General features: G+C 58.9%; 16 protein-coding genes. 9 read left to right on the forward strand and 7 right to left on the reverse strand.

Annotated features, from left to right (window positions below; genetic code table 11):
- The first annotated feature begins 26 nt into the window (after nt 1-26).
- The 7 genes from ACP0KA_RS14315 (at nt 27) to ACP0KA_RS14345 (ending at nt 6,479) form a co-directional block, all read left to right on the forward strand.
- Nucleotides 27-839, forward strand: coding sequence for a lytic murein transglycosylase (locus ACP0KA_RS14315; RefSeq protein WP_424631608.1), 813 nt, complete (start codon nt 27-29; stop codon nt 837-839).
- A 54-nt stretch (nt 840-893) separates the two neighbouring features.
- On the forward strand, nt 894-2,048 hold the full coding sequence (locus ACP0KA_RS14320; RefSeq protein WP_424629418.1) for a M20 family metallopeptidase: 1,155 nt from the start codon (nt 894-896) through the stop codon (nt 2,046-2,048).
- Nucleotides 2,049-2,804: 756 nt separating this feature from the next.
- Nucleotides 2,805-4,016, forward strand: coding sequence for a GGDEF domain-containing protein (locus ACP0KA_RS14325; RefSeq protein ID WP_424629419.1), 1,212 nt, complete (start codon nt 2,805-2,807; stop codon nt 4,014-4,016).
- Between the two features lie 202 nt (nt 4,017-4,218).
- Complete coding sequence (locus tag ACP0KA_RS14330) at nt 4,219-5,424, forward strand: diguanylate cyclase (protein WP_424629420.1); 1,206 nt, start codon at nt 4,219-4,221, stop codon at nt 5,422-5,424.
- Between the two features lie 176 nt (nt 5,425-5,600).
- A complete protein-coding gene (locus ACP0KA_RS14335) occupies nt 5,601-5,795 on the forward strand; it encodes a hypothetical protein (RefSeq protein ID WP_424629421.1) in 195 nt (64 codons plus the stop codon).
- Between the two features lie 191 nt (nt 5,796-5,986).
- Nucleotides 5,987-6,244: a hypothetical protein gene (locus ACP0KA_RS14340; protein ID WP_424629422.1), complete on the forward strand. Its 258-nt coding sequence runs from the start codon at nt 5,987-5,989 to the stop codon at nt 6,242-6,244.
- On the forward strand, nt 6,237-6,479 hold the full coding sequence (locus ACP0KA_RS14345; RefSeq protein WP_424629423.1) for a PilZ domain-containing protein: 243 nt from the start codon (nt 6,237-6,239) through the stop codon (nt 6,477-6,479). Before ACP0KA_RS14340 ends, ACP0KA_RS14345 begins: the two co-directional genes overlap by 8 nt.
- A gap of 87 nt (nt 6,480-6,566) precedes the next feature.
- Here the strand turns inward: ACP0KA_RS14345 and greA are convergent, their stop codons facing one another.
- The gene (gene greA / locus ACP0KA_RS14350; RefSeq protein WP_424629424.1) at nt 6,567-7,037 is read right to left on the reverse strand and encodes a transcription elongation factor GreA; all 471 of its coding nucleotides are present in this window, start codon (nt 7,035-7,037) and stop codon (nt 6,567-6,569) included.
- Between the two features lie 123 nt (nt 7,038-7,160).
- Between greA and ACP0KA_RS14355 the strand changes: the two genes are divergently transcribed.
- The gene (locus tag ACP0KA_RS14355; RefSeq protein ID WP_424629425.1) at nt 7,161-7,703 is read left to right on the forward strand and encodes a DUF4112 domain-containing protein; all 543 of its coding nucleotides are present in this window, start codon (nt 7,161-7,163) and stop codon (nt 7,701-7,703) included.
- Between the two features lie 115 nt (nt 7,704-7,818).
- On the opposite strand, the gene ACP0KA_RS14360 is transcribed toward ACP0KA_RS14355, so the two are convergent.
- From ACP0KA_RS14360 to msrA, 4 genes are all read right to left on the reverse strand, one after another.
- The gene (locus ACP0KA_RS14360; RefSeq protein ID WP_424629426.1) at nt 7,819-8,118 is read right to left on the reverse strand and encodes a hypothetical protein; all 300 of its coding nucleotides are present in this window, start codon (nt 8,116-8,118) and stop codon (nt 7,819-7,821) included.
- A 248-nt stretch (nt 8,119-8,366) separates the two neighbouring features.
- Entirely contained in the window at nt 8,367-8,792 is a 426-nt protein-coding gene (locus tag ACP0KA_RS14365) for a hypothetical protein (RefSeq protein WP_424629427.1), read from the reverse strand.
- A gap of 135 nt (nt 8,793-8,927) precedes the next feature.
- Complete coding sequence (gene msrB / locus ACP0KA_RS14370) at nt 8,928-9,347, reverse strand: peptide-methionine (R)-S-oxide reductase MsrB (RefSeq protein WP_424629428.1); 420 nt, start codon at nt 9,345-9,347, stop codon at nt 8,928-8,930.
- Between the two features lie 19 nt (nt 9,348-9,366).
- A complete protein-coding gene (gene msrA, locus ACP0KA_RS14375; RefSeq protein WP_424629429.1) occupies nt 9,367-10,083 on the reverse strand; it encodes a peptide-methionine (S)-S-oxide reductase MsrA in 717 nt (238 codons plus the stop codon).
- Nucleotides 10,084-10,354: 271 nt separating this feature from the next.
- On the opposite strand from msrA, the gene ACP0KA_RS14380 reads away from it, so the two are divergent.
- Complete coding sequence (locus ACP0KA_RS14380; RefSeq protein WP_424631609.1) at nt 10,355-10,534, forward strand: hypothetical protein; 180 nt, start codon at nt 10,355-10,357, stop codon at nt 10,532-10,534.
- A 19-nt stretch (nt 10,535-10,553) separates the two neighbouring features.
- Here ACP0KA_RS14380 and ACP0KA_RS14385 read toward each other — a convergent pair whose 3' ends face one another.
- Nucleotides 10,554-10,997: a GFA family protein gene (locus ACP0KA_RS14385; protein WP_424629430.1), complete on the reverse strand. Its 444-nt coding sequence runs from the start codon at nt 10,995-10,997 to the stop codon at nt 10,554-10,556.
- Between the two features lie 39 nt (nt 10,998-11,036).
- Entirely contained in the window at nt 11,037-12,362 is a 1,326-nt protein-coding gene (locus ACP0KA_RS14390) for a serine hydrolase domain-containing protein (RefSeq protein WP_424629431.1), read from the reverse strand.
- Nucleotides 12,363-12,486: the final 124 nt, after the last annotated feature.

A 12,486-nucleotide genomic window follows, 5' to 3' on the forward strand; every position in this document is an offset into this window, starting at 1 on the left:
CGGGTCATAGTCAAACGGGGTTCATCATGGTCACGCGCATCTTCGCGACCGCTCTTGTTTCTGCTTTTGTCTTTGCCGTCACCCCCACCTTTGCCGCCCAATGTGGCGGAGATTTTCAGACCTTCGTCGGAAGCATGTCGCGCGAGGCGCAGGCGGCCGGCATTTCCCAGCCCGTCATTTCGGAGGCTCTCGAGGGCGTCACGCAAGATGGCGCAGTGTTGGCATTCGATAGGCGCCAGCGCGGCACCTTCAACAAGACGTTCGAGCAGTATGTCTCGACCCGCGTCGGCCCCGGGCGGATCAATACGGGCAAGTCGATGCTGCTGCGTCACGGCTCGTTGCTGTCGCGTATCGAGCAGCAGTACGGCGTGCCGGCGGAGATCCTGGTGGCAATCTGGGGACTGGAATCTGATTTCGGCAAGGGGGACATGGGCAAGCTGCCGGTCTTCCGCGTGTTGGCCACCATGGCGCATGACTGCCGCCGCACGGATTTGTTTCAAGGCGAGCTGCTAGCCGCATTGAAAATTGTGCAGCGAGGCGACCTGACGGTGCGCGACATGATCGGCGCCTATGCCGGCGAGATCGGTCAGACCCAGTTTCTGCCGTCGTCCTATATTAAATACGGCGTTGATTTCGACAACAACGGCCACGTCGATCTGCGCCACAGCGTACCGGACGTGCTCGCATCCACCGCCAATCTTCTCAAGACCAACGGCTGGAAGGCGGGCGGCGACTATCATGAAGGCTCGGCCAATTTCGACGCGATGCGAGAATGGAATCGGGCCGAAATCTATCGCAAGACCATTGCCTATTTTGCCGACCGGCTGGCAGGGAAGTAGGCAGACGCTGTCTGCAGGGCGGCAACAAGAACGTGAAAAGGAATCCGTAAGCCCATGTCAGAAGAAGTGTGTTTCTGGCTGGCATCGCAGCAAGACGCGATGCTGGCGATGATGGAAAAGGTCGTCAATATCGACAGCGGATCCTACGACAAGGCCGGCGTTGATGCCGTCGGAGAGGTCTTTGCGGATTTCTTCAGAAGTCATGACATCGATGTCGAGCGCCTGCCGAGCGGCAACACGGCCGGCGACATCTTCCGGGCGAGCATCCCTGGATCAGGAAACGCCCCGATCGTTTTGATGGGCCATCGCGACACGGTGTTCGCCAAGGGAGAAGCGGCGCGACGCCCTTTCACGGTGAAGGACGGACGTGCCTATGGTCCCGGCGTCATGGACATGAAGGGCGGCCTCGTCCTCAATGCTTACGTTCTCGTCGCCTTCAAGAAGTTTGGCGGCAATCCGGCGCCGCTGGTGGCGCTGTTGACGTCAGACGAGGAGATCGCCTCGCCTCACTCACGCCGCACGATCGAGGACACGGCGCGGGGAGCGCGCGCCGTCTACAACGCGGAGCCGGGGCGTGCGAGCGGAAATGTTGTGTCCGGCCGCAAGGGCGGCATCTTCATGGTCATGGACGTTGAGGGTAAGGCGGCCCATTCCGGCGTCAATTTCCAGGATGGGCACAGCGCCATTCACGCGCTCGCGCATAAGACGGTCGAAATCGCGGCGCTGACGGATCTGTCGATTGGGCTCACCCTGAACATCGGCCTGATCTCCGGCGGACAGTCGGTCAACACCGTGGCGCCCTCTGCCACGGGTGAAATCGATATGCGATACGTCCGGCATGCCGACCGTGATCGCGTTATCGGTGAGATCGAACGCATCGTCGGGAAGGAGCATGTCGCGGGGACCTTGGCGACGTTGCGGATCAAGGGCGAGTTTCTGCCATTCGAGCAGACCACGGGAAATGCCAGCCTTCTGTCGATCTATCAGAAGGCTGCGCGGCTCAGCGGTTTGACGCTGGAGGGAGAGTTCACGGGCGGTTGCGCGGACTCAGGCTTTACGTCAGCCATCGGGACGCCAACCCTCTGCGGGACGGGACCGGTCGGAGGAAAGGCTCACAGCCCGGAGGAATACCTGGAAGTCGACAGTATTGTGCCGCGTGCGCAATCCCTCGCTCGGGCTGTTGCCGCGACGGCTCCTCTCAAAACCTGATCCGGGTGTCCAATAGGAGAGGGGATCGCCCGTGGTGCCCCGCTCTTCGTTGCGCGGTGCGTTGATCAGCCGTGTCTCCGTGCCAAAAGCAGGGCACGGCGCGTTAGAAAAATATCCGAATTAAAACGAAAGCTCGAGCGGATGGCTCCGCCCGAGCCATTGACGTGAAATCTGCTGCGTTACTTCTTGGCCTTGGCCTTCTTCGCCTTTTTGGCTTTTTTCGCCGGTGCTTTCTTCGCTGCCTTCTTCGCCTTCTTGGCTTTCTTAGCCATAGCAACCTCTCGGGTTTGAGTTGACGATAACGTCAGATGAGGCTTGCTCGGCAGAGGGCCATGGTGCAGCAGCCTCATAACAATCCGAACTGATTCGCGTGGCGTTGTCTCGCGCTTTCCAAAGTTGTGCAGAATTTATGACGTTTCCAGACATCGTCCCGCGATCACAGCCCCTGCGTTACGGTTAACGATCGGCGAAGAGCTGGGCGACGAATGTCGGAAACGGACACAAGAGAGCCATCCGCCGGCACATTCCATTCATTTTCGAAACTGCGAGACGTCTCCTTCATGGATTCAAAACCACGCTGTGGATTATGCGATCGCAGTGAGATTCCATTAAGCGTACTGGCGCAGGATGCCTGGAATTTCCGGGCAAATGACGCTTCGGCAAGCCGAAAACGTGAAATCGGCTGAGGCATGAAGTGAGCTACGGAAGCCCCGCGGGGGCGGAGTGGGCGCGGTATTGCGCCATCAGGATACAAGTATGTTGAGCGTGCCGACATTATTCGTCGTCTTTGTCGTCAATTTTCTGGCGATCGGCGTCGTTTGGAGTTACGTCGCTCGCAGCTATCCGAATTTTGAGGCCGCACGCTACTGGTGCGCTATGGCTCTGATCGCCGCGGTCGGGGCCGCAATCTCCATGATGCGTGGGCTGATCGATCCGGTAACGCCCATCCTGCTCGGCAACGGCCTGATCATCTTTGCCTGTTGTGTGGGCATGATGGGCATCAAGCGCTTTTACGGCAAACCTGTTTCATGGCTGCCGGCCATCGCTATCACGGGCATCAGCGTCGCCTGTCTCGCCTATTTCAAGATCTGGGACGATGACATCGTTGCACGCATCGTATTCTATTCGATCGGACAGACCTTGCCGCTTGCGCTGTCGCTGCGGGACTTGCTGGCGCGCGAGAACCGCCCGGTGAGCCCGGGTGCCCGGATGGCAGTGTCCATCACAATTTTCATTGCCGTTGTCCACGGTGTGCGTTCGGTGGCTGCCGTACTTAACATCGGCGGACCGGTGGCGTTGACCGGATTCAATCAATTTCAAGCGGCCATGATCGTGCTGCTGGTGTTCGCCGCCATGTCGTGGAATTTCGGTTTTTTGCTGATGGCGATCGATCGTCTGCGGACCGAAGTGGCCAATCTGGCCATGTTCGACGACCTTACCGGGGCCGCCAACCGCCGCCAACTGCTGGCGCGGCTCGATGAAGAATGCGCGCGCTCTGACCGCGCGATGCAGCCGTTTGCGGTGCTGGTCATAGACCTCGACGGGTTCAAGGAAGTCAACGACAACCATGGCCACGCTGCGGGTGACGAATGCCTACGGCTGTTCACCCGGGCGGTACAGGGCCGGCTGCGGACCGGAGATCTTCTTGCGCGGATCGGCGGTGACGAATTCTGCGTGGTGCTGCCATCCACCACGCTGCGTGAAGCGGCCGTCGTCGCCCGCCAGATCGTCGAAACCTGTCGCGATGAGTGCGCGCAATGGAATGGCGCATCCATCTCGCTCTCTGCTTCGGTCGGTATCGCCCAGTGGCGTCCAGAGATCGGTTGTCGCACCGACCGGCTGATCGCCGAAGCCGACCAGGCGCTCTATATTGCCAAGAATGACGGCAAGAACGGCTATGCGATCCATCAGGACGCCCAGCCGATCGAGCCGGCGGAAGCTGCGAAGCCGTTTTTGAAGACCGCCTGACGGCTTCTTACCGGCGTTCGGTCGAAGACCTTGCCCGTGCGACTGCTGTTTATTTATCGATTGAAAACCACGTGAATGATTGCTTGGCCGGAGTGAAGATTCCTTAAGTGGCTCGGGCTCATCCTCACCTCGCATCAGGGGTGAAACGGGACATGACAAGCGTCAGCACGAAATGGGCGGTATCCGCCCGGGAGCGGCGACAATGCTGAGCGTGCCGACGCTGTGGACTGTCTTCGTCACCAATTTTTTGGCGCTGGCGCTGGTTTGGACCTACGTCATGCGCAGCTATCCGAATTTCGATGCCGCACGGTATTGGACGGCGGCGGCCTTTGTCGCGGCGCTTGGTGCTGCGCTGGCGATGCTGCGCCACATGATGCCTCCGCTGGTGCCATTGATGGCCGGCGGCACGCTGCTGATCGCAGCATGCAGCCTGGCTGCCATGGGGATCGAGCGGTTTTACGGGCGGCCCGTCTCTTGGCGCATTCATGCGTTGGTCCTCGTGTTCAGCTTCATCGGCCTGAGCTATTTCGCCGCTTGGGAGCCCAGCACGGCAATGCGCATCGTCACCTATTCAATAGGGCAGTCGATCGTCATCGGACTGACGTTGCCGTTGACGTTGTCTCAGCCGCCTGAGCGCAAACACCCCGGCGCGCGCCTGGCAGGCTGCGTCGCCGTTTTGATCATTGCGGTGAACGTTCTTCGATCCGCGATGGCCGCGCTCCATATCGGCGGCGAAGTATCGATGATGCACTTCAACGTGTTTCAGTCGGTTCTGGTCCTCGTTCTCGTCTTCCTGTCGATGATGTGGAATTTCGGCTTCCTGCTTATGGCGGTTGACAGGCTGCGCAGCGAGGTTGCCGAACTTGCGATGTCCGACGATCTGACCGGGGCTGCGAACCGGCGCCAGTTGCTGGCGCGGCTCGATGAGGAATGCGCTCGTTCCGACCGGGCGATGCAGCCGTTCGCGCTTCTGGTGCTGGATCTCGACGGCTTCAAGGATATCAACGACGGGTATGGCCATGCCGCGGGCGATGAATGCTTGCGGCGGTTGACGCGCGGGCTGCAAGCACGGCTGCGTACCGGTGACCTCCTGGCACGCATCGGCGGTGATGAATTCTGCATCGTGCTGCCGTCGACGACGTTGCATGAGGCTGCGCTCGTCGCGCGTCAACTCCTTGACGCTTGCCGCGCTGAGCGTCTTCTGTGGTCTGGCGTATCGATCCCGCTCACGGCCTCGATCGGTGTCGCACAATGGCGACAGGATATCGGGCGTCATTTTGATCGGTTGATCGCGGAAGCTGACCGCGCGCTCTATATCGCCAAGAATAGCGGAAAGAACGGCTATGCGGTGCACGAGGATGCCCCGCTATTGGCGCCGGCAACGGAACTTCTCAGCCGGATTGCCTGAACCGTAAAGTTATCAAATAGGGGCTGTCCGAACCCTTCATCACCGCCGTGTCTGATTGGCGAGAATAGCGAGGTAAATCATCGCCGGGCCATACGCCCGGAGATTGTCTTTGATCACCGGCGGGAACCTCTCAAGCGAATAAAAGTTGATGTGTGTGCCCAAAGGGAGTGCACACCATGGAAGAAGATCCTCGCAGGCCGCAGACAATGGCCCTTGCACCTGTGTTGATATTCGCGCTGATCCTCGTTGCGGTATTCGGTGCAGCGTTGGTGACGACATTGGATCACAAGCCCGCGGTGGTGGCGGGAGACAGCGCACCTCCGGGAACGACAGGTCTCGCAAGGCCCCATCCAAAATCGGAAGCACGGTAACGGAGTGTATGCCCCGTCGCGGTCATCGCATCAGAACGCCGCGTTGGCTTTGCGCGGCGTGTAATCCCGTCTGCAGTTCCCGATTTAACTTTCCCCGCACCTATTAAGGTTGCCACACGGGTTTCGTTGCGGCGTTGCACAGACCGGCTAGGGTCACTGAGCCGGGCATTGCCGGTCGCCCGGGCAACTGCGTGGCGAAGACGTCGGGCGGCATACTACGCCCGGCGGCTTCGTTTAAACCCGAGGGCGCGGTCATGATTTCGGTTGGCTTTACTCGTTTCCTGAATTCGCAGAAAGTTCCCGCTCAGAGCGAGCTCTGGCATCCGTGGAATGTCATGATTCCACGACGCACGATTACCGGACGGTTGGTGTGGGGCACGGTGTGGCGCCGCCGCGATGGCCGCCACTGGATCTACAAGCAATACTTATCACGACATCATCATGCGTGAACGGCGCGCGCGTCCCCGCACAGTTATCTCACGGCAGGCCTTGGTGCATTTCAGAGGACAGCGCTCGGTGTTCCCTTGCCACGTGCGTGATATTGCGATCACAGGTGCCGGCGTTCGCTTGCAGGAGGTCCACCTCTTCCCGCTCGAATTCGATCTATCGTTCGACGGCTTCCGCACGACGCAACACTGCAAGGTGATATGGCGCGACAACTATTTTTGCGGGGTCGCGTTCTAGCGTCCCGAATCCAAAGTTCGCCTCCTCGTGCAGCACGCTCCGTAGCGAACCCCACACGAGAGCGTAGCGCTCAACAATCGAGCTGCGTTAGCGGATATCGAGAACCTCCAGCTCATGTGCGCCGGCACGCACCACATCTCCAACACTTTTGCCGAACAAGGCCCGCGCCAGCGGCGCGACGTGAGAGATCTTGCCCTGGGCAGGATCGGATTCATCTTCACCCACAATACGGAATGTTTGCTCGCGGCCATCGTCGCGCGCGAGCTTCACGGTGTGGCCGAAGCGGATGTATTCGGTGGAGTCCGCATTGGGCACGATATGCGCAGTCGCGCGCCGGGCTTCCCAATACCGCACATCTCGCGCAGCGCGCGCCTGCGCGTCGCTCTCAGCGTTACTTTCTGCCTGGGCTCTATCGAGGGCTTCATGGGCGCGCGCAAGCTCTGCCTCGATCTGCGCGAGGCCTTCCACGGTCACGTCGTTCGGATGTTCGGAGATCGACAGCTCGGGCAAATCGATCGGTCCGCTTCCGTCCGGCTCCTTGACGAATGCTCTGCTCATAAGAATCCCTATATTAAAGGGGTTTCTGGTCTTTTGGGCCGCGATGGTTTGACGCAACTTGCGTAAAGCCAGCGAGTTCTTATCTAGGTGAACCTGTGAACAAGGGATGCCCCCTGCAACGCTATGACGGACGACAGCATTTTTGACCGGACCACCACGCGCCGCAGCGCCCGTCGTCCACCGATTATCGATCAGGGCGGCAACGAGGTACACCCCGGCGGGGGTGCCTTCGGGGGTGCATCCGGCTTTAACTTTAACGGCGCCGGCGACGCATTCGGCAGCATTCAGTTCGGAGCCGGTCCTTACTTCGGGCCCCTGACCCGCGAGCAGCGCTTCGCGAGGATCGATGCCCTAGCGAAGCTCCTTGACGTTGCGTTTGTCTTGCCCGGCACGAAGGTCCGCTATGGGATCGACGGCTTGATCGGGCTTGTTCCGATTGTCGGCGATCTGATCACCACGGCAATCTCGTTGTGGATCGTCCGCGAGGCGAGGGCGCTTGGCGCGCCGAAGTATCTGGTGGCGCGAATGCTCGCCAACGTCGCGCTTGACGGTGCCGTCGGTATCGTGCCGTTCGTCGGTGACGCATTCGACGTCATGTTCCGTGCCAACATGCGCAACATCCGCATTCTTAAACGCTGGATGGACAAGCAGCCAAGGCAGTCCTGAACGAGAAAGACTTGAGCGCGACAAGCTTGCCGAAGAACAAACTTGCCCAAGACAAGCTTGTCCAAGTCAGTCGTCGAAATGCGGATTTTGCAGAAGGACAGGCCGACGGAAACGATCAGCCGGCAGCGCGCTGCTTTTCTTCGTCAGCCTCGTCAGCTTCGGCCGGCTCCGGCCGGTTTCGCTGAAGCGGAAATGCCTCGCTTTCATACAACGTGCGGATGCCGCTCTGGTCGAAACGCGCTTCGTCCACCTGCAAATAAGCGCCGTTCAGGGAATCGGCAGGAAGTTGTTCGATCGCGAATTGGACGGCTTCGGCTGCGGTTGAAAACCGGCGGTAGGCAAAACCGGCGCGCTTCTTCTTGCGGATCGCCGCAGGAAAGAGTTCGGCTTCGGTGTTGAAATTGAACGCAGCCATGAGCTCGGCCTTTTGATTGTTGATATGTGGGAACCAACGACATGCGGGGCGCGAAAACCGATGCCGCGCGGCGCTGTCACATGCTAGAACAGCCTCTAATATAGGCCTTTTTTTGCCAATTGCGACCCAGGAATGGGGCGTATGATAAACGTGCTGAACAGGCACCTGCAGGCTAAATTATCACTTGAAAATCAAGGTCATAGCGAGCGCTTGAGCTCGCTTTTTGCGATCCGCTCGCAGGATCCTTCTCAGTTGACTGCTGTCGGTTGCTGGAGGGAGGAACTGCCTGCTGTTCCATCGATCCGTCCCGCAGAGATCGGAACCACCTTCAACTTGGTGGAAAAGGCTTCGACATGGGTGTCGTCACTCGATGCCAGTTTGATATGGCGCACGGGTGCCTGCTCCATTTCTCCACTCGCACCACGCCGGGTCGAATACTGCCAGGCGTCCAGCGCGCCTTTCTCATGGAGGGCCTTTTCGACGGACCCTGCGTCCTTGCCCGTCAATTGTTTGAGTTCTTTCGCCGTCAGGCCGATGACAATTTCCTGTTTCGGCGTGGTGACCTTGAAGAGCGTCACTCTGTTAACAGCGAAAGCCGGATGCGAGATCACAGCATCAATCAGCAAACCGGCAAGGCCAAGGCCCAGCACCACGTGGCGCGACGTTGTCGACATAAAAGCAGTCCTTGAAGTTTTCAGCGACGTTTCTTGTTGTTCGCAGTGCAACATAATTAAGCGCCCCTGCGGCTGATTTAAGCCGCAGGCGACGCATGTCTCCTCTGCAACGATTTGGTGACGTTCGATTAAACGTTACTTCGGCAGGTGCTTCAGTGACGCCGAGTTGATGCAGTAACGCAGCCCTGTCGGTCCGGGACCATCAGGAAACACGTGGCCAAGGTGGCCCTGGCATTTCGAGCACAACACCTCGGTCCGCACCATGCCATGCGAGACATCGCGTTCTTCGTCGATGCTGCCCTCGCTGGCAGGCTGCGAAAACGCCGGCCAGCCGCAACCTGAATCGAATTTCGCATCGGATTCGAACAGAGGCTGCCCACAGCCGGCACAAACATAAGTACCCGGATCAAACGAATGATCGTACTCGCCCGTAAATGGCCGCTCGGTCGCTTTCTCGCGCAGCACCGCGTACTGCATCGGCGTCAGCTCGCTGCGCCATTCGGCATCGGATTTTTCGATCGTGCCGGAGCCGGGCTTGGTTTTAGTCTCAGTCATGCTGGCTCCTTTTTGGTTGTTAGTTCGAAGCGCGCGTGTCCTTCACGAGCACAGGCTTCTCACGATAGCTGTCAGCGAAGATCTTTTTCAGATTCTCGATCTTCGGCAAATCATTGAACGCTATATAGGGTTGGTTCGGGTGCAGCGTCAGGTAGTCCTGATGATAATCTTCCGCCGGATAGAACGCCTGTAGCGGCTCGAGCGTTGTGGCGATCTTCTTCTTGTAAACGTTTGCGCCGTTCAGCTGCGCGATATACGCCTCGACAACCTTGCGCTCCTGCGGGTCTGACGTGAACACCGTCGACCGATACTGAGTGCCGGTGTCCGGACCCTGGCGATTCAGCTGGGTCGGGTCGTGCACCACCGAGAAATAGATCTGCAGCAACTTGCCCAGAGTAACCTTCTTTGGATCGTAGGTGATCTGCACGGATTCGGCGTGGCCCGTGGACCCGCTGCTGACGGTATCGTAATTGGCAGTCCGCGCCTGGCCTCCGGCGTAACCCGAGACCGCTTTCACCACACCATTGGTGTGCTGATAAACGCCCTGGACGCCCCAGAAGCAGCCGCCCGCGAGCACAAGTGTCTTCAATCCGTTAGCCGGAGCAACATCCGATACTGGCGCCGGAATGATGAAGGCGTCCTCCGCGGCCCGTGAGGGGACAGCGAACCATGCAAGAGCCACCACACTCGCGGTGGCAAGAGCGATGGAGGTCCGGCGGAGTGAAAAGAAGCGCATGGGGGTTTCCTCGAGTATCATCGGGTCGCGATGCCAGAGATACGCGACGAACCTGATGCCGTTACATTCCCACGCCCACACATGTTTGTGAACCGGGAGGCGATCAGTCCATCAGGCTCACCCATCGCCTGGACGACGCCGTGCAATCGAACAATTGACAGCGGTGAAAAATCTTGGAACAAATAGGGAACATCGACTCGCAGGCAAAGGCGGTCGGCTTCTGTCAGACTGCAAGTGAGGAGCCATGTTCGAACCGGCAACGCAAATTGAAATTGATCGCTATGACCGTGCTGTCGACAGCGCCATCGCCACCTGCGGTGGGGACCTGCGCGGTGCGATCAAGGCCCTTATCATTGCCAACGAATACCTCGAAAGGGAGCTGGGGTCCGCTCTGGATCCGGCCGCGCGTTCGTTTTTGCAAGCGAGTGCCACGAAGCGCAATGTTGCATAGTTGAGGCCGCAACCAGGGTTTACGTGCTGGCAGGCTGTCCCAAGGCCGCGTGCTCCTCATATTGCGGCAGGTCATCGGTAATCTTGAACCATGACGCTTTGGAGCCAACGAAGATATGCACGGCCGGCCGGATCGATGGGTCATCGACAAGTGTGCCCATCGGAACGTGGACGAAGGAGCCGTCGCGGACGACGGAATACAGAAGAGAGCCGCATACTTCGCAATGCGCATTGTGACCGTCTTCGTCGCCGAACCGCTTGAGACGGTGCTCCCCTTTGGTGACGCGTAATTTTTCGCGCGCGATGCCGGCGAACGGTTTGAACGCTGAACCGGTCGTCCGCCGGCAGTTCGAACAATGGCAGTTTGCAGCATAGGCAAACTGGTCGAGCACCTCATAGTGGACATCGCCGCACAGGCACTTTCCGGCAAGCGCTCGCGCGCTTGCGTTCGTCTCATTCGTCATCGGCTTCTCCGCTGCGATGGATAGTTTGAAATCAACAAACTATTTCATCAGTTCGTTCGCAACCGCCGCGTACATGGGCAGGCTGATGGGATCGTTCGCAGCATTCCCGGCGATCGGATGCGAGGCATAGCGGACAATCACCATCTCGGCCTTGGGATCGATGTAAATGCTCTGTCCGTAGATGCCGCGGGCTATGTATGCGTCGTGATCATTGTGGGTGATCCACCACATGTTGCGATAGGACCAGCCCTTGAGCAGGACGTAACCTGCTTTTGCGAATTGATCCTTGTCTCCGCCCTTTTCAATGTCAGCGACTGCGGCTTCGGGGATGATCTGTTGGCCGTTGAACTTGCCATGCAGACGCATCATCTCGCCGAAGCGTGCCAGATCGCGCAGCGTGGTGTTCAATCCGCCGCCGCCGGATGCTGTCCCGATACTGTCCACGGTGAAGTAGGCGTCATGCTCTGTGCCAAGCTTCGACCAGATCGTATCGGACAAGAGGGCGGCCATCGATTGGCCGCTGGCCCGCTTGACGATCCATGCCAGCACTTCGGCATTCGACGTTTGGTATTTGAATTCTTGGCCGTGCTCGCCTTCCTTTTTCAGCGTGACCAGGAAATCATAAAAGCTGCGCGGACCTTGATAGTTTGGTGGGATCGGGGCCAGTCCACCGGCGCGCGCATAGGCGAACACTTCGGCGTTCGGATCGGAATAGTTTTCCGAGAATCGCACGCCGATGGTCATGTCCATCACCTGGCGGACGGTCGCGTCACCATAGGCGGAGTCTTTCAGCTCCGGCACATATTTCGTTACCAGCGCTGCCGGGTCGAGCTTCCCATCGGCTGCGAGCAAGGCGGCCAGAGTGCCGACGACGGATTTCGTCACCGAGAATGCGATATGCGGCCGGTGCGGGTCGCCAGCGCCAAAATATTTCTCGAACACGACCTTGCCCTTGTGCAGCACAAGGATGCCATCGGTGTAGGTCAGGGCGAGTGCGTCATTGAACGTAAGAGGTTTTCCGTCGAGCGTCGTGAAAGCGATCTTCGATAGATCACGCTCGGCCCGCGGCAACGCCACGATGGGTCCTTGACCGCGCGATACATTGGCGGTCGGCACCAGTTCGCGAATGTGACTAAAGGCCCAGCGCGTATTCGGAAAACGCGAGCTGGAGCCGTCGGCGAAACGGATGATTTTGTCCGGCGGAGGTGGAAAGCCCTGCATCATGCCGAGCGTCACCGGATCGGTTTCCGCAGCAGTGGGAAAGGACTTCATTTTAGGCTCTTGTGCGAGCGCAGGCATGGCGATGCCGGCGAGAGTGATGAATCCGAACACACCTAACCTGGGCACGATGATACGGCTTGCCATCCGAATGTCTCCAGTTTGAACGTAGGCGATCCGACAAGACCGTAGCAAGCCAGCGCAATCGAAGGAATGACCTCAACGAAAAACCGCGAGATGGGAATCTCGCGGCTCTTGGACAATCCAGTAA

Origin of the sequence: Bradyrhizobium sp. SYSU BS000235 (genome assembly GCF_049747295.1) — a bacterium.
Taxonomy (GTDB): Bacteria; Pseudomonadota; Alphaproteobacteria; order Rhizobiales; family Xanthobacteraceae; genus Afipia.

Excerpts from the sequence above, each read along its gene's own strand:
- ACP0KA_RS14315 (WP_424631608.1), top strand. The coding sequence starts at position 27 with ATGGTCACGCGCATCTTCGCGACCGCTCTTGTTTCTGCTTTTGTCTTT.
- ACP0KA_RS14320 (WP_424629418.1), top strand. The coding sequence starts at position 894 with ATGTCAGAAGAAGTGTGTTTCTGGCTGGCATCGCAGCAAGACGCGATG.
- ACP0KA_RS14325 (WP_424629419.1), top strand. The coding sequence starts at position 2,805 with ATGTTGAGCGTGCCGACATTATTCGTCGTCTTTGTCGTCAATTTTCTG.
- ACP0KA_RS14330 (WP_424629420.1), top strand. The coding sequence starts at position 4,219 with ATGCTGAGCGTGCCGACGCTGTGGACTGTCTTCGTCACCAATTTTTTG.
- ACP0KA_RS14335 (WP_424629421.1), top strand. The coding sequence starts at position 5,601 with ATGGAAGAAGATCCTCGCAGGCCGCAGACAATGGCCCTTGCACCTGTG.
- ACP0KA_RS14345 (WP_424629423.1), top strand. The coding sequence starts at position 6,237 with ATGCGTGAACGGCGCGCGCGTCCCCGCACAGTTATCTCACGGCAGGCC.
- greA (WP_424629424.1), bottom strand. The coding sequence starts at position 7,037 with ATGAGCAGAGCATTCGTCAAGGAGCCGGACGGAAGCGGACCGATCGAT.
- ACP0KA_RS14355 (WP_424629425.1), top strand. The coding sequence starts at position 7,161 with ATGACGGACGACAGCATTTTTGACCGGACCACCACGCGCCGCAGCGCC.
- ACP0KA_RS14360 (WP_424629426.1), bottom strand. The coding sequence starts at position 8,118 with ATGGCTGCGTTCAATTTCAACACCGAAGCCGAACTCTTTCCTGCGGCG.
- ACP0KA_RS14365 (WP_424629427.1), bottom strand. The coding sequence starts at position 8,792 with ATGTCGACAACGTCGCGCCACGTGGTGCTGGGCCTTGGCCTTGCCGGT.
- msrB (WP_424629428.1), bottom strand. The coding sequence starts at position 9,347 with ATGACTGAGACTAAAACCAAGCCCGGCTCCGGCACGATCGAAAAATCC.
- msrA (WP_424629429.1), bottom strand. The coding sequence starts at position 10,083 with ATGCGCTTCTTTTCACTCCGCCGGACCTCCATCGCTCTTGCCACCGCG.
- ACP0KA_RS14385 (WP_424629430.1), bottom strand. The coding sequence starts at position 10,997 with ATGACGAATGAGACGAACGCAAGCGCGCGAGCGCTTGCCGGAAAGTGC.
- ACP0KA_RS14390 (WP_424629431.1), bottom strand. The coding sequence starts at position 12,362 with ATGGCAAGCCGTATCATCGTGCCCAGGTTAGGTGTGTTCGGATTCATC.